Annotated in this window: 26 protein-coding genes; 18 read left to right on the forward strand and 8 right to left on the reverse strand. The window is 40.4% G+C overall.

Going from position 1 to position 22270, the window contains the following annotated elements:
• Positions 1-30: 30 nt before the first annotated feature.
• From RHO15_05245 to epmA, 4 genes are all read right to left on the reverse strand, one after another.
• Positions 31-1353 (reverse strand): NCS2 family permease, encoded by a 1323-nt coding sequence (locus RHO15_05245; protein WVD64914.1) that lies wholly within the window; start codon positions 1351-1353, stop codon positions 31-33.
• 381 nt (positions 1354-1734) lie between these two features.
• Complete coding sequence (locus RHO15_05250; GenBank protein ID WVD64915.1) at positions 1735-2751, reverse strand: lipoate--protein ligase; 1017 nt, start codon at positions 2749-2751, stop codon at positions 1735-1737.
• A 3-nt stretch (positions 2752-2754) separates the two neighbouring features.
• Positions 2755-4311, reverse strand: coding sequence for a DNA recombination protein RmuC (gene rmuC / locus RHO15_05255; GenBank protein WVD64916.1), 1557 nt, complete (start codon positions 4309-4311; stop codon positions 2755-2757).
• A gap of 3 nt (positions 4312-4314) precedes the next feature.
• Complete coding sequence (gene epmA, locus RHO15_05260) at positions 4315-5298, reverse strand: elongation factor P--(R)-beta-lysine ligase (GenBank protein WVD64917.1); 984 nt, start codon at positions 5296-5298, stop codon at positions 4315-4317.
• A gap of 240 nt (positions 5299-5538) precedes the next feature.
• Between epmA and RHO15_05265 the strand changes: the two genes are divergently transcribed.
• The 11 genes from RHO15_05265 to RHO15_05315 all read left to right on the forward strand — a co-directional run bounded on the left by RHO15_05265 (position 5539) and on the right by RHO15_05315 (position 11223).
• Positions 5539-6048 (forward strand): GspH/FimT family pseudopilin, encoded by a 510-nt coding sequence (locus tag RHO15_05265; GenBank protein WVD64918.1) that lies wholly within the window; start codon positions 5539-5541, stop codon positions 6046-6048.
• Complete coding sequence (locus RHO15_05270; protein ID WVD64919.1) at positions 6042-6608, forward strand: hypothetical protein; 567 nt, start codon at positions 6042-6044, stop codon at positions 6606-6608. The genes RHO15_05265 and RHO15_05270 overlap by 7 nt, the downstream gene beginning before the upstream one ends.
• A complete protein-coding gene (locus RHO15_05275; protein WVD64920.1) occupies positions 6595-7023 on the forward strand; it encodes a DUF2509 family protein in 429 nt (142 codons plus the stop codon). Before RHO15_05270 ends, RHO15_05275 begins: the two co-directional genes overlap by 14 nt.
• Positions 7013-7381, forward strand: coding sequence for a prepilin-type N-terminal cleavage/methylation domain-containing protein (locus RHO15_05280; GenBank protein ID WVD64921.1), 369 nt, complete (start codon positions 7013-7015; stop codon positions 7379-7381). Before RHO15_05275 ends, RHO15_05280 begins: the two co-directional genes overlap by 11 nt.
• Positions 7382-7600: 219 nt before the next feature.
• On the forward strand, positions 7601-8005 hold the full coding sequence (gene rpsF, locus RHO15_05285) for a 30S ribosomal protein S6 (GenBank protein WVD64922.1): 405 nt from the start codon (positions 7601-7603) through the stop codon (positions 8003-8005).
• Between the two features lie 5 nt (positions 8006-8010).
• A complete protein-coding gene (gene priB, locus RHO15_05290) occupies positions 8011-8313 on the forward strand; it encodes a primosomal replication protein N (GenBank protein ID WVD64923.1) in 303 nt (100 codons plus the stop codon).
• A 4-nt stretch (positions 8314-8317) separates the two neighbouring features.
• Positions 8318-8542, forward strand: a complete 225-nt coding sequence (rpsR, locus tag RHO15_05295) for a 30S ribosomal protein S18 (protein ID WVD64924.1) — start codon at positions 8318-8320, stop codon at positions 8540-8542.
• A gap of 22 nt (positions 8543-8564) precedes the next feature.
• Positions 8565-9017: a 50S ribosomal protein L9 gene (gene rplI, locus RHO15_05300; GenBank protein ID WVD64925.1), complete on the forward strand. Its 453-nt coding sequence runs from the start codon at positions 8565-8567 to the stop codon at positions 9015-9017.
• Between the two features lie 101 nt (positions 9018-9118).
• Positions 9119-9739, forward strand: coding sequence for an FKBP-type peptidyl-prolyl cis-trans isomerase (locus RHO15_05305; GenBank protein ID WVD64926.1), 621 nt, complete (start codon positions 9119-9121; stop codon positions 9737-9739).
• A 331-nt stretch (positions 9740-10070) separates the two neighbouring features.
• Complete coding sequence (gene dapB / locus RHO15_05310; GenBank protein ID WVD64927.1) at positions 10071-10895, forward strand: 4-hydroxy-tetrahydrodipicolinate reductase; 825 nt, start codon at positions 10071-10073, stop codon at positions 10893-10895.
• A gap of 121 nt (positions 10896-11016) precedes the next feature.
• Positions 11017-11223: a hypothetical protein gene (locus RHO15_05315; protein ID WVD64928.1), complete on the forward strand. Its 207-nt coding sequence runs from the start codon at positions 11017-11019 to the stop codon at positions 11221-11223.
• A gap of 11 nt (positions 11224-11234) precedes the next feature.
• Here RHO15_05315 and hemN read toward each other — a convergent pair whose 3' ends face one another.
• Both hemN and yihI read right to left on the reverse strand, forming a co-directional pair.
• Positions 11235-12620, reverse strand: coding sequence for an oxygen-independent coproporphyrinogen III oxidase (gene hemN / locus RHO15_05320; protein ID WVD64929.1), 1386 nt, complete (start codon positions 12618-12620; stop codon positions 11235-11237).
• 165 nt (positions 12621-12785) lie between these two features.
• Positions 12786-13271: a Der GTPase-activating protein YihI gene (yihI, locus tag RHO15_05325; protein WVD64930.1), complete on the reverse strand. Its 486-nt coding sequence runs from the start codon at positions 13269-13271 to the stop codon at positions 12786-12788.
• A 180-nt stretch (positions 13272-13451) separates the two neighbouring features.
• Between yihI and coaA the strand changes: the two genes are divergently transcribed.
• The 6 genes from coaA (at position 13452) to RHO15_05355 (ending at position 18110) form a co-directional block, all read left to right on the forward strand.
• Entirely contained in the window at positions 13452-14387 is a 936-nt protein-coding gene (gene coaA / locus RHO15_05330; GenBank protein ID WVD64931.1) for a type I pantothenate kinase, read from the forward strand.
• A gap of 31 nt (positions 14388-14418) precedes the next feature.
• A complete protein-coding gene (locus RHO15_05335) occupies positions 14419-14832 on the forward strand; it encodes a DUF1090 domain-containing protein (GenBank protein WVD64932.1) in 414 nt (137 codons plus the stop codon).
• Positions 14833-15065: 233 nt separating this feature from the next.
• Positions 15066-15752: a DUF2884 family protein gene (locus tag RHO15_05340; protein ID WVD64933.1), complete on the forward strand. Its 687-nt coding sequence runs from the start codon at positions 15066-15068 to the stop codon at positions 15750-15752.
• A gap of 183 nt (positions 15753-15935) precedes the next feature.
• A complete protein-coding gene (gene folD / locus RHO15_05345) occupies positions 15936-16787 on the forward strand; it encodes a bifunctional methylenetetrahydrofolate dehydrogenase/methenyltetrahydrofolate cyclohydrolase FolD (GenBank protein WVD64934.1) in 852 nt (283 codons plus the stop codon).
• A 92-nt stretch (positions 16788-16879) separates the two neighbouring features.
• Entirely contained in the window at positions 16880-17371 is a 492-nt protein-coding gene (gene ppiB, locus RHO15_05350; GenBank protein WVD64935.1) for a peptidylprolyl isomerase B, read from the forward strand.
• A 10-nt stretch (positions 17372-17381) separates the two neighbouring features.
• Positions 17382-18110 carry a UDP-2,3-diacylglucosamine diphosphatase gene (locus tag RHO15_05355; protein WVD64936.1) on the forward strand — a complete coding sequence of 243 codons (729 nt, stop codon included), beginning with the start codon at positions 17382-17384 and terminating at the stop codon, positions 18108-18110.
• A gap of 82 nt (positions 18111-18192) precedes the next feature.
• Here the strand turns inward: RHO15_05355 and ulaG are convergent, their stop codons facing one another.
• Both ulaG and ulaR read right to left on the reverse strand, forming a co-directional pair.
• Positions 18193-19260 carry an L-ascorbate 6-phosphate lactonase gene (gene ulaG / locus RHO15_05360; protein ID WVD64937.1) on the reverse strand — a complete coding sequence of 356 codons (1068 nt, stop codon included), beginning with the start codon at positions 19258-19260 and terminating at the stop codon, positions 18193-18195.
• Between the two features lie 24 nt (positions 19261-19284).
• Entirely contained in the window at positions 19285-20046 is a 762-nt protein-coding gene (ulaR, locus tag RHO15_05365) for an HTH-type transcriptional regulator UlaR (protein WVD64938.1), read from the reverse strand.
• Between the two features lie 431 nt (positions 20047-20477).
• Here ulaR and RHO15_05370 point away from each other — a divergent pair, with 431 nt between their 5' ends.
• Entirely contained in the window at positions 20478-22244 is a 1767-nt protein-coding gene (locus RHO15_05370) for a PTS ascorbate-specific subunit IIBC (protein ID WVD64939.1), read from the forward strand.
• Positions 22245-22270: the final 26 nt, after the last annotated feature.

The following is a 22270-nucleotide window of genomic DNA, read 5'->3' on the forward strand; positions in this document are numbered from 1 at the left end:
AATGTATTCCTATTTTTCAGTCAACAGATATTAGAGAAAAATATAACGAGCTAAGAATAAGATCGCCATAACAACAGAACAAATGGTTAAATCTTTAAATTTACCTGCGCAGACTTTCATCAAGACATAGGTAATAAAACCGGTTGCAATGCCTTCGGTAATGGTGAAGGTAAAAGGCATCATAATGGTTGCAACGAACGCGGGTACCGCTTCGGTTAAGTCATCCCATTTGACGCGCGCTAAATCGGAGGCCATTAACACACCGATATAAATCAATGCTCCCGTTGTGGCATAGAGCGGCACCATTTTTTCTAATGGAGATAAAAAGATCGCGCAGAAGAATAAGATACCGACGCCACAGGCCATCAAGCCAGTTCGGCCGCCGACCGCCACGCCGGTGGCACTTTCAACATAAGCGGTCACTGCTGAAGTCCCCATGGCGGCACCTAACGCTGAGCAGCTGCTATCAATATAAAGTGATCGTTGTTGATTAGGATAGCAGCCATTTTTATCCGCTAGGCCAGCTTTATCGGTAACTGCAATAAAGGTACCGGATGATTCAAACAGGTTGATTAACATCACGGAGATAATGATACCCACCAGCGAGATTTCAAAAATATGTTTAAAGTCTAACTGCCATACCACCGTTGAGATATCTGGCGGTAAACTGACTAAACCGTGATAAGTCACATTGGGATCAATGATTAAACTAATGATGGTAATGATAATAAAAGAGAGTAAAATAGAGGCATTCCAGCCACGCTGGGCCAGTACGGCAACAATCAGGAAACTTAAGCTACCTAAGACAAAAGGAATCGAGGTTGGATCCCCCAGTCTGACCATGGTATCGGGATCGGCGACGATAATATCGGCATTATGTAATCCTATCAACGTGATTAATAAGCCACAGCCACTACTGACGCCAATCCGGATGGAGAAGGGGATATTGGAGATCATCCAGTAACGTAATCGAAACAGCGATAATAAGAATAGACCCGCCGCGCCCATAAAAATCAGCGTCATGCCGGTTTGCCAGGTGAGTCCCATTGAGCCGACTAAGACATAAGCAAAGTAGGCATTAATGCCCATACCTGGTGCTAAGGCAATCGGTAACTTAGCGATAATCCCCATCAGAAAACAAGCGATACCGGTAATTAGCGCGGTAGTGACAAAAACCGCCTGCGAATCCATGCCGGCATCGCCGAGAATTTTAGGATTCACAAAAATGATATAAACCATGGTAATAAAGGTGGTAAAACTGGCGATAAGTTCAGTGCGTAACGTGGTTTTATTTTCTTGAAATTGAAAATAGCGATCCAAAAACGATCGTTTCGTCGTCGAATTAGTAGGCATGGAATAGCTCCAAAAATGGATATAATAGAAGAGAGAATAGGACTGTATTGAATGTATTATGATGCATAACCAAAACAATATCTAACAACCGTATCTTTGGCGCGGGATACGCTAATAATAGCCACGACTGTTTTTGAGGCCGGCATTATAGCATGATGATTTCAAACAACCAGATGATTTTATAAAATATAACTATTTTTATGAAAAAAAATCATTCTATAATTTGTGTTTATTAGATTTGTACTATTTTTGTTTAATCAGAACAAAAAAACACAAAACAGGTTTGGGATACTGCAAGTCTCCTTGCTATAGGCTTGATCAATATCCTCTGTAACTATCTGATTATCTGTAGTTATTTGATAATAATGAATCAATCGATGTTTATTCGATTTGCGCTGTCATCCAGTCTGATAATTCGGTCAGTTCCACAATATAATCTGGATATTGTCTTATTAAAGAGTGGAAGAGGGCTGTCAGAGCGGTGGCATTATACTGACAATCGATTAAGCGCTTGGCCAGATCTTCAAGTGGCGCGGGTTGTAAGCTATCGGTAAATATCTGGCACTGGGTGATGTTACCCTGTTCGATATCAAAATGGACTTCGATGCCACCCCAGATAAATCGGGTTTCGATAAGATGGCTAAAGGCGGGCGCGTGGCCAAAATTCCACTGCCAGCTGCTTTGGTGTTTAAAAATTTGACTAAATTCAGCAATATCCGGCGGATTCTGTTCCGAGATAAATTCAGGTTCAACCCGTTCGCCATAGTAGTCAAAGAAGGCGTCGATAATCGCTTGACTGATTAACCCATGATCAAGGTCTGGCCGATAAATGACGAGATTGGTTACCCGACTTTTTACCGACGTAATTCCTTTGGCCTGAAGCTTTTTCGGATCGGGGTTGAGATAGTCAGCTAAGCGATTTAAATCGGCATTGAGTAGTAGGGTACCATGATGAAATCCCCGGTCGAGCGTCTCTTTATAAGCTGAGCCAGAGATTTTTTTCTCACCTTCTGGGGTATGTAAGATTAAATCATTACGACCTGAAGCACTCACGGTTAAACCGAAACTATGCAGCGCATTAAGAATAATCTGAGTTGAAATCGTTTTATTATAATCGGGTTTACCTGCCATAAAGGTGAAACAGGTATTACCTAAATCATGAAAAACGGCGCCACCACCACTACTGCGTCGGGCTAATTTGATATTATCTTCCGCCATTTTTCGGGTGTTACACTCTTTCCAGGGGTTTTGTGCCCGGCCGATAACAACAGTATGATCATTGCGCCATAAAAACAGGACATGTTGTGAGGTTGGCAGATGGCGAAAAATCGCCTCTTCAACCGCTAGATTGAAGTAGGGATCATAAGAGGTTGAAAATAGCACGCGCAGTTTAGACATCAGTCAATTCCTTTCATCGTTTGTACTTTCATTTGAGTGCGGGTTTAAGCGCTGTTCAGACAACTGCTCAGGTAACTGTTCAGCTAACAACATACCACTATCGGGTTGTGCTTGAAATTCATCACACGCTGTTTGGCTTATTTTCGGTGAAATTGGTTTTTTGATCTCAATACCTAATTCTCGAAACTGCTCAATCTGACCAATGACATTACCCCGACCTTTGGTTAATTTTGTCATGGAGTCCTCGTAAGCTTTATGAGCGCGAGATAAGTTAAGACCCAAGCTTTCCATATCCTCCACAAAACCACGCATTTTGTCGTAGAGTTTTGAGGCTCGCTCGGCGATCATCTGGGCGTGTCTGTTCTGGTACTCATAACGCCATAAATTATTGATCGTGCGCAGCGCAACTAGCAGGGTGGTTGGGCTGACTAGCATAATATTACATTTTAATGCTTCATTAATTAAGGTCGGATCGCGATCAATCGCCGTCAGGAAAGCGGGTTCAACGGGGATAAACATCAGTATATAGTCGAGTGATTTTATTCCCGACAGCTTATGATAATCCTTGTGACTCAGCTGTTTGATATGTTGACGAATCGCTATCAGATGTTCAGCCAGTGCTTGTTCTTTCTCTATCTCATTATCGCTATTAAAATAACGCTCATAGGCAATCAGGGTCACTTTTGAGTCAATAATGACATCATTACTTTGCGGTAAACGAATAATAACATCGGGTTGTAAACGTTTGCCGGCTTCATTATTGAGATTAACTTGCGTTTCATATTCATAGCCTTCCCGTAGTCCAGATGACTCTAAAATACGGTTCAGAATGACTTCACCCCAATTACCTTGGGTTTTGTTATTACCTTTTAAAGCATTGGTCAAATTAACCGCTTCTTTGGCCATTTGCAGATTGAGTTGTTGCAGATTTTTGATCTCATGGGTCAGGGTATGACGCTCTTTGGCCTCTTCGCCAAAGCTATCTTGAACCTGTTTTTTAAAGCCGGCTAGTTGCTCTTTGAGCGGCGTTAATAAGTGATCTAAACTTTGTCTGTTTTGCTGCTCAAACCGCTTGCCACTGTGTTCAAAAATACGGTTGGCCAGATTTTCAAACTGTTCGGTCAGACGCAGTTCACTTTGGGCTAACAGTTGCAATTTTTCTTCGGCCGATAGTTTCGTCTCTTGTAATCGTGTTTTGAGCTCACTTAGCTCGGCATACTGCTTCGTATAGTGGGCTCTAAGCTGATTGAGTTCAGCTTCTAAAGCCTGATTTTGATTTTGATAAACCGCTAACAAATTGAGTTTTTCCGTTAAGGCCGCATTTTGCGCGCTCAGCTCTGTCAGCTGTAACTGTGCTTGATTTAACGAGGATGATATGGTTTGATGATTGGATTGCCATTGGCGTTTCTCTTGCTCAAGCTGCTCCAATTGTAAATTGAAGAGCAGCTGCTGATTGCTCGCACTGAGTCTTGTTTTGATGATAACAATACTGAGCATCAGCAGGATCATGATGATGACCACGCCGATAATCGAGAGTGTAGTAAGTCCGATTGTCAGCATGGCTTAAGCTCTGTCTATTGTAAAAGAGATGACATCGCCTAATTTTTCAGCATGGAGTGCCAGCATAATTAAACGATCTAAACCTAGCGCGACGCCAGAACAGTCAGGTAAACCGGCTTCAATAGCGTTTAAAAAAAGCTCATCAACTGATTGGGCAGGTAGACCACGCGCGACTCTCTGTTGATTGTCTGCCTCGAAACGAGCACGCTGTTCACCGGCATGGGTTAACTCTTTAAAGCCATTGGCCAGTTCTACACCTTTATAATAGAATTCGAAACGTTTCGCAACGCGATGATCTTCGCTGCAGATCTCAGCTAAAGCTGCTTGCGAGGCTGGGAAATAGTAAACGGCTGTCGGTTTCTCTAGACCAATATGGGGTTCGACCCCGAAGGTGAATAAAAACTGGAGTAAGGTGTCATTATCAACATTATTGGTCTCAAATCCCAGATTGAGGGCGGTGACGGCTTTACATAACGCTTCATTATCGGCCGTTAATGGATCAAGATTTAAATAGCGCTGAAAGGCGTTTTGATAACTGATCTTCTCCGCAGGCTCAGTATCTAAAATAATCTGTAACAGGTCATCAACTTCATTGATCATCTGAATCATATCAAATTGTATGCGATACCATTCAAGCATCGTAAATTCGGGATTGTGATAACGCCCAGCTTCTTCATTACGAAAACATTTGGTTAACTGAAAAATAGGGCCACTACCTGCGGCAATTAAGCGCTTCATGTGGTATTCAGGACTGGTGATCAGGGACAATGTTTGTGCGTGTTGGTGAGCCGTATCACCGGGCACATAATACTCAGTATGAAAGGACGATAAATGGACATCCGTTACCGCGGCCTGGCTCATTACCGGTGTTTCGACTTCAAGAACGCCGCGATCGGTAAAAAATTGTCGCACTTGTTTAATGATTTTTGCGCGTTTTAATAAATTTGCGACAGGTGCGCTTGGTTGCCAGTTTGCTGTATTACTCATGGATGAATTAAAACCTTTGTTGTCTTTCAAAAAATATTTTTAATCAAACCGGTAAGTTTAACGCGAATCGACCTGAATCGGAAGCGCTAAAGTGTCTATGTTAATTTGTTTTCTTAAAAATCAGTAAGTTATTTTAGTTTATTGTGAAATCTATCGCACTATTTTCGTTTAAGTGGTGAGCGAATAGTGATAGAGATTATGCTCAATACACTTTATTCATAATAATTATGGGGAATGTGATTGCGGCTATCCGTTGCGATAATCAAAAATAGTCTCGGTTTTACTTTTATTGAGCTATTAATTGCATTATTGATTTTAGGCCTATTATCTTCAGTCGGGCTCGATCAATGGTCGATACTTAAGCAACGAAACGCGCTGGCGTCGGCCACCTTATCACTCTTCGCTTTTATACAACAAGCACAGTCGGAGGCGAACTGGCAAAACCGAAATGTCACTATTTTTTTATTTGAGCAAGATAACGCTTGGTGTCTGAGTGTCGATTATCAGGAAACCCGACCAGATTCCTGTTTCAAGGGGAACCGCTATTTTTTTTCGCCAGCGTCTACGGTTCGTTTGAGCCATTTTAATGACACGGCGATGTTAACTTTTTATGGCAAACGCGCCAATGCTCAGCCTGGAACGCTGATTTTAGAGAATTCGCAAGGTCGCACCCATATCATTATCTCAGGCAGGGGGCGTCTACGTTATTGTAGTGAAACGAGGGGAATAAGTGGTATACCAATATGTTAAATTCGCGTGGTTTTAGTCTGTTTGAAATGTTATTAATCCTGATGTTATCCAGTCTTTTGATGATGACATTGATACTGTTTTTTCCGTTACTCTATCGACACTTATTACAACATTATCAACAGCAACGATTACGCCAAGCGGTCGATTGGGGTATGTTGCCGATGATCAAAGATATTAAGCGGGCGGGCTTTATGGCTAAATTGTCCCTTTCAAGCGGGCAAATGCAGTCGGCGATAGTGATTGAGCCCGCACGACCTTGTCTGATCATACGCTATGACCTATCCGGTATTGCTCAATCGTCTGATGTGGCTTCTAATGTGAGCAGCAACGCTAGCTTTGCTTATCGTTATCATCAACATAACATTGAATATGCTTCGGATGTCTCGCATTGTAGCGGTAATGGATGGATTAAATTATTTGATGAACGAGAAATTAAGGTGACTTCATTTACGCTGCTTGACAAGCCAACTTATTTACAACTCAGGCTATCGGCTTGTCTGATATTTCAGCCCACTTTATGTTATCAATATGCACAGTGGATTCGTTATGAAAACCGTTAATTTATCCTCGCAATCGGGCATGGTACTTATCGCTATGGTCATGATATTGTGGATGCTCAGTCTGCTACTGCTTACCGCGATGATGCAGGTGCAGTCATACTGGCAAAAAGCCGACTTTTATGAAAAACGTTATTATCAGCACTATAATCAAGCCTATTCTGGATTAAATTGGGCTTTGTCACAAGCGTGGCCAGTACCCAGCCGAATTTGGTACTGCCAACGGATGAGTAGCTTATCACTGACCGCGTGTTTCAAAACGTCATCACAAGCCGATTTTGTTTTAGTTAAAGGCGTGAGTAAAACACTGCCACTATACTATTTAGCCCAGTATCTTCCTAATGGCCAGTTAGCGATTACCCAAGGTCATTGGTTGGATTTTTGTCCGGAGAAAAAACAGCGTGATTGTGACGAATAACTCATTATCTGCGCAAGCAGGCATCAGTACCGTTGAATTTTTAGTGGCGATAATGTTGTTCTCGATTATCGTGATCGCGCTCGTGCAGTTTCAAGAGAACTTGCAGCGGCTTTGGTTACAGCAAAATAGTCTACTGGACGCTGAACGTTTAGCTTTCAAACAGCTGGAGATTTATCCTGATCAACTACCTTATGATGCCACACGCTGGCACTATCAACATCAAATCACCGCCTATAGTGCAGATTGTGATTTGATTCAGGTTACATTTATCCATATTCAAGGGTATCAAAGCCGCCAGCAACGCTTGATCTGTCATCAATCAAATAGGGTGATTGACGATGAAAATCATTCCAACTGATCACCTCACGCTTTTTTTAAGGCCTGTAGGTATCTGCCAGACACTGATTGGCGCACTATCGTGATGCTGATAATAAATAATTAGATGATCTACTGGCATCTTTGGCTTGCTTAGGATATAATGCCCCGTCAATTTCAACCGTCTATCTTTCATGTTCCTTGCTTTCAATGGGCTACGGTTGACCCAGACAGAAGGCTGACTAATCCGTAGGGAGCTATAATGCGTCATTACGAAATTGTTTTTATGGTTCATCCAGACCAGAGCGAGCAAGTATCTGGTATGATTGAACGTTACACCGGTGCATTAACTAATGCTGGTGGTACTATCCATCGTTTAGAAGATTGGGGTCGTCGCCAATTGGCTTATCCGATCGAAAAACTGCACAAAGCACATTATGTTCTTATGAACGTAGAAGCGACTCAAGAATCTGTTGACGAGTTAGAAGATAACTTCCGTTTCAACGATGCAGTAATTCGTAGTTTAATTATGCGTACAAAAGGCGCTGTTACTGAAGCATCTCCAATGTTAAAAGCAAAAGATGAGCGTAAACCTCATGATAATTTTGCTGATGGTGTCAATGATGACGCTGACGAAGAGGCAAGTTCTGAGGAATCAGAAGATTAATTCAAATGACTAATCGAATGGTGCTCACGGGTATCGTGAATAAAACGTCTGTTCGAAAAGTAAGTCCAAGTGGTATTCCGCATTGCCAATTCTATCTTGATCATGTATCAGAGCAGATTGAAGCAGGATTTAAACGGAAGGTATGGTGTAATATCCCCGTTGTTATCAGTGGACAAATTGAATTAATTAACAGTATACAGAAAGGCAGTAAGATTTGTGTTCATGGCTTTATTAATTTGCATAAAAGGCAAAATAATATAAACCAACTTGTTTTACATGCTGACCATATTGAATTTTTAGGAGAGTAGCCACATGGCACGTTATTTCCGTCGTCGTAAATTCTGCCGTTTTACAGCAGAAGGCGTTCAAGAAATTGATTACAAAGATATTTCTACGTTAAAAAGTTTTATCACTGAAAGTGGTAAAATTGTCCCAAGCCGTATTACTGGTACATGCGCTAAATACCAACGTCAACTAGCTCGTGCTATCAAACGTGCTCGTTATTTAGCCCTATTACCTTATACTGACAATCAGTAATTAGCAACAAGAGGAATATATAATGCAAATTATTCTACTCGACAAAGTTGCTAACTTAGGCAGCTTAGGTGATCAGGTTAACGTTAAAGCAGGTTATGCTCGTAACTTCTTGGTTCCACAAGGAAAAGCAGTTCCAGCAACAAAACAAAATATCGAGTTTTTCGAAACTCGCCGTGCTGAATTAGAAGCTAAATTAGCAGACGTGCTTAAATTAGCTGAAGCAAGAGCCGCTCAAGTCGTCGCTTTAGGTAAAGTTACAATTGCCTCTAAAGCTGGTGATGAAGGTAAGCTTTTTGGTTCTATCGGTACTCGTGATATCGCTGATGCGATCAAAGCGAAAAATATTGATGTTGCTAAAAGTGAAGTGCGTTTACCAAATGGTGTATTACGTACACTTGGCGAACATGAAGTTTCACTACAACTTCATAGTGAAGTATTCGCGAAAATTATCGTGGATATCGTTGCTGAAGCTTAATCAGTTTCAACTTTTAATTAAAAACCCGCTAATGCGGGTTTTTTTATGCATTAAGATCCGGTAGCATAGCGTTTTATTCGGATCTTATATGAGGAAAAATGATGACAAAAGTTACTTTTGATACTATTCAATCACAAGCCAGTTATGGTATCGGTTTACAAATTGGCCAACAACTCCAAACGACCGGACTTAAAAATCTCGATTCAGCGGCGATTGCGGCTGGTATTAGCGATGTTTTAGCCGGTAATCCACCTACAGTGGCTTTAGATGTTTTACATCATGCACTGCGTGAAGTTCACGAAGCTGCAGCCAAAGATCGAGAAGAAGCCTCAAAAGCGACGATCCAAAAAAGTAAAGATTTCTTAAGCCAGAATCTCAGCAATGAAGGTGTGAAAAGTACCGAATCTGGCCTGCAATATAAAATCCTCGCACCCGGTGAAGGAGCACGTCCACAAGCCTCTGATCGCGTTCGCGTTCATTATACCGGCCGCCTTGTTGATGGTACGGTGTTTGATAGTTCAGTGGAACGAGGCATGCCAGCAGAGTTTCCGGTTAATGGTGTGATTCCTGGTTGGGTTGAGGCGCTGCAATTAATGTCCGTTGGTGCTAAATGGCAACTCTTTATTCCACAAGAGCTCGCTTATGGTGAGCGTGGTGCGGGTGCTGATATTCCGCCTTATAGCGCATTAATTTTTGATGTTGAACTTCTCGATATTCTTTAATCTTGAATTAATCTTCGGTAAAATGTGTAGTGTCTGACTACACGTTTTTTTATGGCTAAATGGTTGGTTTCACTCGATAACGATAAGCTCAGTTTATGAGTAATTGAGGGTGTTGGTATCAATATGTCGATATTTTTCAGTAGGTTATTTCTGCTTATTCATCATCATTTGATCAATATAAACTAAAACAGTGATATTTACAGCCTACGTTTGATAGTATAGCGATAATAAACAAGCATAATTAGTGATACTCGATTATCAGTATAACTGATTAGTGATTGGCTTTTTTTTTGATTACAATATTGACTATGATGCTATTACTGAGAGAGAGATGATGACAACAAATCCAGTTAGAATTGCGGTCGCCGGTTCAGGTGGTCGGATGGGACGACAATTAATTGAAGCAATACAGCATGCTGATGGTGTAGTTTTAACGGCTGCTTTTGAACGTTCAGGTTCTTCTTTGATTGGCAGCGATGCCGGCGAATTAGCCGGTATTGGTCAGATAGGTGTCTTGATTTCAGATAATTTATTACTAGCAAAAGATCATTTTGATATCTTTATCGATTTTACTCGCCCGGATGGGACGCTGGCGCATTTAACTTATTGTCAGCAGCATCGCAAAATGATGGTAATTGGTACAACCGGTTTTGATGAGTCAGGCAAACAGCGCATTAAACAAGCTGCGGCAGATATTGGTATTGTGTTTGCGGCTAATTTTAGTGTGGGTGTTAATTTATTATTGAAGCTGCTGGAAAAAGCCGCCACAGTGATGGGAGATTATACCGATATTGAAATTATAGAAGCTCATCATCGACATAAAGTGGATGCACCTTCAGGAACTGCACTGGCAATGGGGGAAGTGATTGCCGATACTTTAGGTCGTGATCTTGAGCAATGTGCCGTTTATTGCCGTGAAGGTCATACAGGGGAACGGCCACGTGACGCTATCGGTTTTGCTACGATTCGTGCCGGCGATATTGTCGGTGAGCATACGGCAATATTTGCCGATATGGGTGAGCGCGTTGAAATTAGCCATAAAGCGACCAGCAGAATGACTTTTGCCAATGGCGCCATTAGAGCTGCTGCTTGGCTTGCACGGCAACCTATCGGTCTTTATGATATGCGTGATGTATTAAGTTTAAATCGGGACTAAGCAGTTAAATTCGCAGTTAAATTCATTGATGCCGTTTTAGCTACTGTCACTGATTTTCGTTATGCTCGACAGATTGTAGCTGACTAACCCCACTAATAGCTTTTACATTAATGATGGTTTAATGGGTGATAGGACTGGCTATGATTACCGTTATGCGATTGATCATAGCAAAATAACACGAACGCTGCACTGGCAACCAAGTTATACGTTTGAACAAGGATTCATGCAAACCATGATCTGGTATATTGCTCATCCACTTTGGTGGCAGACGATTCTGGATAAATCCTATCTTAATGGTGCAGGCTCATCATGTACAAAAAGTAGATGATGAGCACTGTTTTAGATCACGCGTGAAAATTGCCGCTGTCTTGCCAGTCTTCTTAAATAAACATCGAAACACATACAAATATTACGAATCAGCAGATGTCCTTTAGCGGTCACAATCAGCTCATCTTGATTCATAATGATGAGATTATCCTGCTCGAATTGTGCCAATAACACTAAATCTTCGGTAAAATATTGCTCAAAATCCAGCTGATACTGCGTTTCGATGGTTTTTTTGTCTAATCTGAAATGGCAGATGAGTTGTTTAATGACATCGCGGCGAATAATGTCATCCAGGCTCATCGTAAAACCTTTCCACAAGGCATGTTGCTGCTCATTGACCGCTTGCGTATAGAGTTTCAGCTCTTTTTGGTTTTGTGCATAACTATCGCCTAACATGCTGATCGCAGAAACGCCAAGCCCAAGCAGATCATTATTACCTTGTGTCGTATAACCTTGAAAATTGCGATGTAAAATACCTTGTTCTTGCGCCAGTGCAAGTTCATCATTCGGTTTGGCAAAGTGATCCATACCAATAAAGCGATAGCCTACATGAGTCAGTGACTCAATCGTTTTTTCGAGAATTTCGAGTTTAACTTCAGCATTGGGTAGATCATCATCTTTAATTTTTCTTTGTGCGGCAAAACGATCGGGAAGATGGGCATAGTTAAATACGCTTAGACGATCAGGCGATAACTCAATGACTTTATTTAATGTATAGACAAAACTTTCCACAGTCTGCGTTGGCAAACCATAGATCAAATCGAGATTAATCGATTTAAAATGTTGCGCTCTGGCGCGTTGAATTAACGCTGAAATAAAGGCTTCATCTTGCTCACGATTAACCAGTTGCTGTACCTGCTTATTAAAGTCTTGAATACCAATACTTAATCGATTAAATCCCTCTTTTGCCAGATGATCGATAGTATCCAGCGTAATTTCACGCGGATCGACCTCGATCGACATTTCGGCATTATCAGCAAACTGAAAATGCGTTTTGAGCATCTGCATTAAACGACTAATTTCTTGATTATTCAGAAATGTTGGGGTACCGCCACCCCAATGAAGCTGGGTGACTGTGCGATGAGTAAATAGTTTACTCCGGCTAATGATCTCTTTTTCTAAAGTGTCTAAATACTGGGTGACTTTATGGGTTTGCCGCGTAATAATTTTATTGCAGCCACAAAAATAACAGAGTTTATGACAAAAAGGGATATGGACATAAAGCGAGAGATCTCTTTCTGGATACTTAGCTGCCGCCTGTTCAAATTCGGTTTCGGAAAACTGTTCACTAAATTCGAGTGCGGTTGGATAGGAGGTATAACGAGGTCCGGAGTAGTTATATTTTTTGATGAGTGAATTGTCCCATTCAACTTGATGAGGACGATGAGTTCTTAGCATGATGATTTCCGGTTAATATCTTAAATTATTACGTTTTCTGCGCGACACCTTGGGTGGAGAGGATGTCTTTTTTCTGATTTTTTTTAGTTTGCGTAGATAAAGTAGGGTAGAGATTAGTAGTCCCAAATACAACCCTATCATAACAAATATCAACATTATTATGATCTATTGCTTCAATAATTTCATGATATCATCTCTGCCGTTATCTTGCTCGTCATCATCACCTTCGTCATATTCATAACCGAGCATATCCATCAATATTTCAATACGTTCTAAGCTTTGGTCAACAAAAAGTTGCTCTGCTGCAGTTAACGTTTCACCTTCATCAATACGATCGAGTAACTGTTCTAATTTGGGATCATTTTCTAACTGCGCTAACTCTTTTTCTGGTGGTAAGTTGACTTTTTGTGCTTTTTCTACTTTTCTTGGCGTAGTTTGTGGTTGTTGTGCTGTCAAAGAGATAGGTTTTTTACTGCCAATTCGCGGATCATTTAAATTTGATGCGCCACGTGAGCCATTTTTACCCTCACTATCGTTTTGCTTGTTACCACTAGGTAAACCTTTATGCTTACGTTTTTTCTTTAAAAGACGGCCTTCATCATTAATTTCTTGACGGGTCTTTTTATGTTTGCAGGGGACTTTATATACCATGATATTCCAGATTATAAGATAGAGTGATAGATTGATGTATTATCATATTGAAATTTAGTATGAAATGTAACAGAAAGGCAAAAAAAAGTATAGATTGTTTGGAAAGTGCTTGCGATTTTATTCGGCAATTGGTAAAAAGAGCCGGTGAATCAATTAATGAACAACAAGTGAAGATGAAAGATGACAAATAATATCAGTCCTTATATGCAGTTTAGCCGTCAAGAGTGGGCCGCTTTGCGAAATGCTATCCCGATGACGCTGACGCAAGATGATTTGGCATCATTACAAGGCATTAATGAAGGTCTATCTGTCGAAGAGGTGAGTGATATCTATTTGCCGCTTTCACGTTTAATTAATTATTATATCACCGCAAATATTAGTCGACAGGCCGTATTAGGTCAGTTTTTGGGCAAAACACAGAAAGTGCCTTATGTTATTGGTATCGCAGGTTCTGTTGCGGTAGGAAAAAGTACTACTGCACGGGTTATGCAAGCGTTACTCACTCGCTGGCCAGAGCACCGTAAAGTGGCGTTAGTCACAACCGATGGTTTTTTATATCCTAATCGTGTGCTTGAATCACGGGGAATCATGAATAAAAAAGGGTTTCCACAATCTTATGATACCAAAAAATTGCTGAAATTCGTTGCCGATGTAAAATCAGGTCAGTCACATGTCGAAGCGCCGATCTATTCTCATCTGATTTATGATATCATAGATGATAATCAACTGATGATTGATTGCCCTGATATTCTTATCCTCGAAGGGTTGAATGTTTTACAAGGTACAGTTAATCATTCGCAGCAAAATAATCGCGTGTTTGTCTCTGATTATGTTGATTTTTCAATCTTTGTTGATGCAGATACTAATTTGTTACATCAGTGGTATGTGAATCGTTTTTTAAAATTTAGAGCGGGTGCATTTAGTGATCCAAACTCCTATTTTCATCACTATGCAAAGTTAACCGAAGAGGAAGCCATTAATATTGCCAACAATATCTGGCATGATATTAATGAGAAGAATTTAGTCGAAAATATTTTGCCAACCAGAGAGCGGGCAAATTTAATTTTGACTAAAGGCGAAGGCCATAAAATCAAAAACGTTTATTTACGTAAATAAAATAATATAAAACAACTAGGATGGAGTAAATATGACTAAGATATCAGTCAAGAAAGCCGTAGTACTTTTATCGGTATTATTACCGTTAAGTGCTTTTGCATCAGAACAAGGATTAACCTGTCAAAGTAAAATTAAAGCGATTCAAACGCAAATTGCCTATGCTAAGGCAAATAACAACACTGCAGAAACGATGGGTTTAAATACCGCGTTAGCTGATACCATCAGCAATTGCTCTGATTCAAGTCTTGAAAAAAAATATCAAGCTAAAGTAACAGAAAAAACTGCCAAAGTGGCTGAGCGTAAAGCTGACTTAGCGGAGGCGCAAGCTGAAGGTAAAGTGAATAAATTAGCAAAATTACAACGTAAAATAGACAGTGCTCAAGCTGAGTTAGATGAAGCGCAAGCACAATTAGATAGTTTTCATCAAACGTTAAAAGCCCAATAATCTAAGATATTTATCTGAAAGTAGCATGATATTGTGCTACTTTTCTTTCATTGAAGCGTAAACCGATTACGCCGTTTTATCTGTTTCAAATATCCGTAAAAAATGATCACAATAGTAGAATAACACATTATCATGATTGGATTACGAGCAAACCTTGATCAGATTGACCGTAAAAATGATGATTTTGCTTCAAGCAAGCATCTTGCATAATAAGCTGATATAGGATGATAAGTGTGATTAAACAATTTATACTATGCCTTTTTTTAACCTGTTTTAGTGTCGTCAGTTTGGCTAAACCAGCAGAAACGACTTGTCCTGTGGCATCAAATTTTGACATTATTATTGATACACAATCGGTAAGATTGATCGAGCAAAACAGCGAATTGAAAATTTTCCCCAATGGCAAAATGGCGTTAAATCAACGCAATGTTACCAGCGATCGCGTAATCCAACAAAAAGCAGCGGCGTTTCAGACCTATTTGCGAAAGGAGTTACCGGCTTTTTTACTGCTATCTGATCAACAGTTAGCGAATATTTATCAGGTATTCATTAGCGCTATTGATAAACGATTAGGTAATGATAGTCGATTAATCCAATATATTGATCGCTTAAATACTCGCCTGAAAGCGATATTAGATGCCGCTATTTATCATCAGGATGAGCAACTCATTTTTAATCATCAAAAGTTTAATGCGATTAAACATGATGGTGAAGATATTGCTAAAAGAATTTTTACCACGGCAACGCTAGATAGTCTTATCCATTTTAATATCTTTAAAAATTATTCAGCAATCAAGACGATTGCGGGCGAAGAGTGGAAAGCACAAAAACCAGCACTGAAAATCTTTAATCAGCAAGTTTGTGACTTAATGGCGGACATTAATACGCAATATAATCTGCTGCGTGCGGAGATTGATTAATCTATATTGACTGATTTACTGACAGATTAATCAATTTCAGCACATCCGCAGGTAGTATCAACTTTTTGCTGTAAAGACGCAGAATGAATGAGGTTTCTTATCCCTAGTCGTGAATGATATAATATTGGTGAGAGATACCTGTGTGGTTAATGATATTCGATGAGTAAGAGGTGAATTGTTACAATGGCAGCAAAAATTATTGATGGTAAAGCACTCGCGCAGCAGGTTCGCGATGAAGTGAAACAAAAAATAGAACAACGGCTCGAGCGGGGATTACGTGCGCCAGGTTTAGCGGTTATTCAGGTTGGTGCCGATCCGGCTTCCAATATTTATGTGAGAAATAAGCGTAAAGCGTGTGAAGAAGTTGGACTTATCTCTTTTGCCTATGACTTCGAATCCTCAACTACTGAGGCATTGCTGAAGTTGATTTCAGAACTTAATCATAATCCCGCAGTCGATGGTATTTTAGTGCAGCTCCCTTTACCGGATAATATTGATAAAACCAAAGTGTTGGAGCATATTCATCCAAGTAAAGATGTCGATGGTTTTCATCCTTATAATATCGGTCATCTTTGTCAACGCGATCCTAAGCTGCGTCCTTGTACGCCTTATGGGATTGTCACGATGCTAGAGTCGACGGGCATTGCGTTATCAGGATTGAATGCAACGGTTGTCGGCGCATCTAATATTGTTGGGCGACCGATGGCAATGGAGCTATTATTATTGGGCTGCACGACAACTGTCACCCATAGTCGTACGGTTGATCTCGCCGCACATGTCGCGAGAGCAGATATTGTTGTTGCTGGCGTTGGTATCCCGGGCTTTGTGAAAGGTGAGTGGATAAAACCAGGGGCGATTGTGATTGATGTTGGGATTAATCGATTAGCATCGGGTAAAGTCGTTGGTGATGTCGAATTTGAATCGGCCGCCGAGCGTGCCGGTTGGATTACCCCCGTACCCGGTGGTGTGGGGCCGATGACGGTGGCAACACTGATTCGTAATACGCTCGAGGCATGTGAACAGCATTGTCATTAATTTAAGTACCGGTTATTAACAGTCATGGTGATCACTTTGTGTGGCATTCATGATTTTATTATTCATTTTTTCATTATCAATAGAGGAACAACATGATTATTTTTCATACTAACAAAGGTGATATTAAAATTGAGACATTTGATGATAAAGCGCCTGAAACTGCAAAAAACTTTGTTGAATATTGCAAAGAGGGTTTTTATGACAATACGATCTTTCACCGTGTCATCAATGGTTTTATGATTCAAGGTGGCGGCTTTGAACCGGGTATGAAACAGAAAAAGACCAAAGCACCAATTAAAAATGAAGCGGCTAATGGTCTGAAAAATGACCGTGGTACATTATCAATGGCGCGTACTAACGATCCACACTCAGCAACGGCGCAGTTTTTTATTAATGTTGTTGATAATGATTTTTTAAATTATCGTTCATCTGACATGAATGGCTTCGGTTATTGTGTATTTGCTAAAGTCGTTGACGGGATGGATGTGGTTGATACGATTAAAGGCGTTAAAACCGGTAATCATGGTATGCATGGTGATGTGCCTGTTCAAGATGTTGTCATTGAACGTGTTACCGTTGAGTAATTAAATTATTATGCTGCGTTACTTTGTTGCTGATATTCATCTCAGTGATAAACAGCCGGAGATCTCGGTATCATTTATCCGCTTTCTTCAGCAGTTGCCTAATTATAGTGAACTCTATATTTTAGGTGACCTGTTTGATGCTTGGGTCGGTGATGATATTCAGACTGAGCTACATAATGATATTGCTCATCAGTTAAAATCACTATCGCGACGCGGAATTCGGACCTTCTTTATTCAGGGTAATCGTGATTTTTTGCTCAGAAAGTCATATGCTAAAAAATGTGCAATGACGATACTGCCGGAAATCTACGTGCTCAAGCAAGGGGATAAAAATATCTTAATCCTTCATGGTGATCAGCTATGTACTGATGATGCTGCGTATCAGCGTTTTCGGCGTATTGTGCATAACCGTTTATGGCAGAACTGCTTTTTACTGTTACCTGCTATTTTTCGCCAATATATTGCTCGTCGTTTACGTAATCGAAGTCGTGAACGTAATTCACAAAAGGCTGATGATGTGATGGATGTGAATGCCCAAGCCGTCAATGATATCATGACTAAATATCGGGCCGATATCTTGATTCATGGGCATACTCATCGACCAGCAAGCTATCAGTTTGAATATCAAGGTAAACAACTGCAGCGCTTTGTGCTGGGTGCCTGGCATGATAATGGTGACTATGTGGTTGCCGGCGAACGTTTGGCATTGGTGACATTAGAGACTGATTGTTCTGAATGATGTGGTTGTCTTCGCTGGGTGTTGAGTTAAAAAGCCATCTTGATAGATGGCTTTTTTATCGCTGTTTTATGTCTAATTACGATTATAAGAAAGAGCGATAAGGTAGTTCAGGTTCGTCGGTGAAGATATCTCTGAATCCACGATAATGCTGATAATGCATTCTACCTTTATCATCCGGATAGGTATATCTACCGCCTACTTGCCAAAAGAAGGGGGCGAACTGATATTGTAAACGGTCTCGTTTCATATCCCACAACACCTCTATTTCACGTGGATCGCTCTGGAAATTAGCCCAAATATCATGATGGAACGGAATAACTACTTGGGTATTCAATGATTCTGCTGCGCGTAGGATGTCAGCTGAGGTCATCTTATCGGTAACACCGCGCGGATTTTCACCATAAGAGAGTAAGGCAACATCAATTTTATGGTCATTACCATGTTTAGCATAATAGTTCGAATAGTGGGAGTCGCCAGAGTGATACAGCGCGCCGCCGGTGGTTTCAAACAGATAGTTGACTGCGCGATCATCCATGCCATCGAGAATGCTCTTATCGGTTGATGAAGTCCCTTCTGGTAGGGTGACGAGTGAGGTACGATCAAACGAATCGAGTACTTTGATGGTAATATCACCGATTTGAATGACATCGCCTACTTTGGCGGTGATACAACGTTCAGCCGGCACGCCCCATTTTTGCCATAGTTTTACGCAGGCTTTGGGTCCAATAAACTTCACTTTATCGCTACAATTTTGGATCACTGCCGCCGCCACATTGACATCAATATGATCGGCGTGATCATGTGTTGCCATCACCGCGTCAATCTCTTTAATACCAAATGGATCTAAGACGAAAGGGCTGGTTCTTAAATTAGGCTGTAATTCACGCACGCCACCCATTCGCATCATTTGATGCTGGTTTTTCATGAACGGATTACCATGAGTCTGTTTCCCGGTACCACACCAAAAATCAACGGAAATATTGGTATTACCAGCTGATTTTAACCAAATGCCGGTACAACCCAGCCACCACATCGTGAAGGTGTTGGATTTCACTTTCGTGCTTACGATCTCTTCATTTAACCAGGTGCCCCACTCTGGAAAGGTGCTTAAAATCCAAGATTCTCGGGTAATTTCATTTATTTTGCTCATCGTAATATCCTTTTTTATGTGTGATCAAACCAAAATGACTTCAACTCCTTGATGTTTGATTGCTTCTATCACCGCTTTATCGGCTTGCTTGCCGGTGATCAAAACATCAATTTTAGATACAGGACAAAACAGCATGCCTGCATCGACCTTCATACTAATTTTTGAACTATCGACAACCACCACTAATTTTTCTGTTTTATCGAGCATTTGTTGTTCAGAAACGGCGGTTAAGATTTCGGTTTTATATAATCCTGTCGGCGTCAACGCTTTGCCACTGGTAAACATCCATTTACCGCCATAAGCGTTAGCAATATTGCCGATCGGGTTGATGATAATATTTTGTGATTTATTATATAACCCGCCCATGATAATGACATTTTCATGGTTATTTTCAATCAGATAACTTGCCAAGGGAAAGTAGTTGGTGATAATCGAAATATTTTTACCGCACAGTTCCCGGCCTAATAAAAAAGCAGTCGAACCACAGTTAATAATAATATTTTCGCCATCATGACAGAGTTTGGCCGCTCTTAATGCAATACGGGCTTTTTCGTGATAATTATCCGTATTGGTGATATCAAGCGGTGCCCAAATGGGTTTTTTTTCTTCTACTTTCATAATGCCGTTACGAACTTTTTTTACTCGGCAGTCTTGATCTAATTTACTAATATCTCGTCTAGCGGTAGCTGGCGAGATAGCAAAATGGCAGACTAATTCGGTCACTTTGACCATGCCTTTATTATTCACTAAAGCAACAATTTCATTATGTCGGGTTATTTCATTCATCCTGATACTCCGTGTGACATCTTGCGCAATGAAATCAAAACTAATCATTTTATGATTGGTTTTGATGTTAATTTTCATTTTTAATCTTGTCAATATAAATTCAAATAAATAATTTTCCATTAAGATGAATTTGATTAATTATCAATGGTTTGGGTTGATTTGTTTATGGTTGTTTCATCCTTGTTAATTATTTTGTGATAGGCGTCACAGTTATTTTTTTTAATTAAATAGAAAGGTGATCTGCTTCAAATTAATCATTAATAATCATTCTTTGATTTATTTTGATTTTGTATGATGCTTAAAAATCAAATACACCTATTTTCATCATGGCTTTAGATGTGAGCAAAAAACCTGATTAAGGTGGTTTATCAAAAGTCTGAGAATCTTACTGGTTTAGTATTTAATATAGCCGTAATTAACGAGAGGGATATATGGAAGTCATCTATAACGCATTTTATATCTTTTATAGTCAAGTGATGACAAAGGCGCCTTTGTTATTAGGACTGGTTACCTGTTTAGGTTACTGTTTGCTACGTAAGGATATTACGACCGTATTGAAGGGAACCATCAAAACGATTGTTGGCTTTATGTTACTCCAAGTCGGCTCAACTGTACTTGTTTCAACCTTTAAACCGGTCATTGAAAAACTCTCTGAATATCATCACATTAGTGGCTCAATTATTGATGCTTACGCCTCGATGGTCGCTGTTGAAAATAATATGGGTGAGTATTACTCCTGGGTTGGATATGCCGTACTGCTTGCACTAGCGCTCAATATTTTACTGGTGGTATTTCGCCGTATAACCGGTATTCGGACGATTATGTTAACTGGCCACATCATGTTTCAACAGGTGGGCTTAATCGCGCTATTCTATTTTTTATTCGGCTATTCGATGTGGGAGACGATTATTTATTCCGCTATTATCACTGCGTTATATTGGGGAATCTTTTCAAATATCATGTTTAAGCCAACGCAGGCGGTGACCGGCGGGGCTGGTTTCTCGATTGGCCATCAGCAACAACTCGCCTCCTGGATAGCGGTTAAAGTTGCCCCGAAGTTGGGAAATAAAGCTGAGTCAGTCGATAATTTAAAATTGCCTAAATGGTTACATATTTTTCACGATAGTATTGCCGCGACAACGATTGTTATGACGCTATTTTTTGGCATCATTTTGCTCTCATTTGGTTTAGATAATTTACAAACCATGGCCGGTTCAACCCATTGGACGATTTATATTTTTGAGACGGGACTTAAATTTGCTGTCGCGATACAGATTATTGTTACCGGCGTAAGAATGTTTGTGGCCGAACTCTCCGAAGCTTTTAAAGGGATTTCCGAGCATTTGATTCCTAATGCTGTCTTAGCTATCGATTGTGCGGCAATTTATGCCTTTTCACCGAATGCGATGGTATTTGGGTTTATCTGGGGCGCACTTGGACAGTTTGTGGCACTAGGATTGTTACTGATTTTTAAATCGCCAATTATGATTATTCCTGGTTTTATTCCGATGTTCTTCTCCAATGCGACCATTGGTGTTTTTGCCAATCATTTTGGTGGCTGGAAAGCGGTGATGAAAATCTGTTTTGTCATGGGCATTATTGAAGTATTAGGCTCTGCTTGGGTCATTCATATTTTTGCCGAGAATAATACGCCTATCGATGCCTGGATGGGCATGGCTGACTGGTCAATCTTATTCCCGCCAGTTTTACAAGGTTTGTCGGCTTCTCATCTGTTTATCTATCTCTTAATCGCATTATCACTGGTCTATATGTTCTTCGCGGCTAAGCAGCTACGTGTAGAAGAAGCCGCGATGGTTGCTGAGCCTGAGGATAATAACCCGCATCAGGATGTTGATCTTGATGTGGTTGAAAAAATGGCTGAAGTCGCCGTTGCTGAAGGCTATCCAGTGCGTATTTTAGCGGTCTGTGGTAGTGGTCAGGGCTCCTCTATGATGATGAAAATGAAAATTGCTAATTATCTCGATAAGAAAGGCATCAAAAACATCATGGATTCCTGTGCGGTGACTGACTACAAATCTCGTCTGCCTAATGTGGATATTATTGTGGCTTCTAAACATCTTATCCATGAAATAGAAGTGAATAATGGCCAGTATGCCTTAGGCGTACAGAATATGCTTAACCCTGCGACATTTGGTGATGAACTGATCGAACTGATTAACAAAATATCTGATCGTTAACGTATTAAAATTGAAAAGGAACATGA

It is taken from the genome of Orbaceae bacterium lpD01 (assembly GCA_036251705.1).
In the GTDB taxonomy this organism is placed as follows: domain Bacteria; phylum Pseudomonadota; class Gammaproteobacteria; order Enterobacterales; family Orbaceae; genus Utexia; species Utexia brackfieldae.

What these genes read in the sequence shown, in the direction of transcription:
- RHO15_05245 (WVD64914.1), bottom strand. Translation starts at nt 1,353, where the DNA reads ATGCCTACTAATTCGACGACGAAACGATCGTTTTTGGATCGCTATTTT.
- RHO15_05250 (WVD64915.1), bottom strand. Translation starts at nt 2,751, where the DNA reads ATGTCTAAACTGCGCGTGCTATTTTCAACCTCTTATGATCCCTACTTC.
- rmuC (WVD64916.1), bottom strand. Translation starts at nt 4,311, where the DNA reads ATGCTGACAATCGGACTTACTACACTCTCGATTATCGGCGTGGTCATC.
- epmA (WVD64917.1), bottom strand. Translation starts at nt 5,298, where the DNA reads ATGAGTAATACAGCAAACTGGCAACCAAGCGCACCTGTCGCAAATTTA.
- RHO15_05270 (WVD64919.1), top strand. Translation starts at nt 6,042, where the DNA reads ATGTTAAATTCGCGTGGTTTTAGTCTGTTTGAAATGTTATTAATCCTG.
- RHO15_05275 (WVD64920.1), top strand. Translation starts at nt 6,595, where the DNA reads ATGAAAACCGTTAATTTATCCTCGCAATCGGGCATGGTACTTATCGCT.
- rpsF (WVD64922.1), top strand. Translation starts at nt 7,601, where the DNA reads ATGCGTCATTACGAAATTGTTTTTATGGTTCATCCAGACCAGAGCGAG.
- priB (WVD64923.1), top strand. Translation starts at nt 8,011, where the DNA reads ATGACTAATCGAATGGTGCTCACGGGTATCGTGAATAAAACGTCTGTT.
- rpsR (WVD64924.1), top strand. Translation starts at nt 8,318, where the DNA reads ATGGCACGTTATTTCCGTCGTCGTAAATTCTGCCGTTTTACAGCAGAA.
- rplI (WVD64925.1), top strand. Translation starts at nt 8,565, where the DNA reads ATGCAAATTATTCTACTCGACAAAGTTGCTAACTTAGGCAGCTTAGGT.
- RHO15_05305 (WVD64926.1), top strand. Translation starts at nt 9,119, where the DNA reads ATGACAAAAGTTACTTTTGATACTATTCAATCACAAGCCAGTTATGGT.
- dapB (WVD64927.1), top strand. Translation starts at nt 10,071, where the DNA reads ATGATGACAACAAATCCAGTTAGAATTGCGGTCGCCGGTTCAGGTGGT.
- RHO15_05315 (WVD64928.1), top strand. Translation starts at nt 11,017, where the DNA reads ATGGGTGATAGGACTGGCTATGATTACCGTTATGCGATTGATCATAGC.
- hemN (WVD64929.1), bottom strand. Translation starts at nt 12,620, where the DNA reads ATGCTAAGAACTCATCGTCCTCATCAAGTTGAATGGGACAATTCACTC.
- yihI (WVD64930.1), bottom strand. Translation starts at nt 13,271, where the DNA reads ATGGTATATAAAGTCCCCTGCAAACATAAAAAGACCCGTCAAGAAATT.
- coaA (WVD64931.1), top strand. Translation starts at nt 13,452, where the DNA reads ATGACAAATAATATCAGTCCTTATATGCAGTTTAGCCGTCAAGAGTGG.
- RHO15_05335 (WVD64932.1), top strand. Translation starts at nt 14,419, where the DNA reads ATGACTAAGATATCAGTCAAGAAAGCCGTAGTACTTTTATCGGTATTA.
- folD (WVD64934.1), top strand. Translation starts at nt 15,936, where the DNA reads ATGGCAGCAAAAATTATTGATGGTAAAGCACTCGCGCAGCAGGTTCGC.
- ppiB (WVD64935.1), top strand. Translation starts at nt 16,880, where the DNA reads ATGATTATTTTTCATACTAACAAAGGTGATATTAAAATTGAGACATTT.
- RHO15_05355 (WVD64936.1), top strand. Translation starts at nt 17,382, where the DNA reads ATGCTGCGTTACTTTGTTGCTGATATTCATCTCAGTGATAAACAGCCG.
- ulaG (WVD64937.1), bottom strand. Translation starts at nt 19,260, where the DNA reads ATGAGCAAAATAAATGAAATTACCCGAGAATCTTGGATTTTAAGCACC.
- ulaR (WVD64938.1), bottom strand. Translation starts at nt 20,046, where the DNA reads ATGAATGAAATAACCCGACATAATGAAATTGTTGCTTTAGTGAATAAT.
- RHO15_05370 (WVD64939.1), top strand. Translation starts at nt 20,478, where the DNA reads ATGGAAGTCATCTATAACGCATTTTATATCTTTTATAGTCAAGTGATG.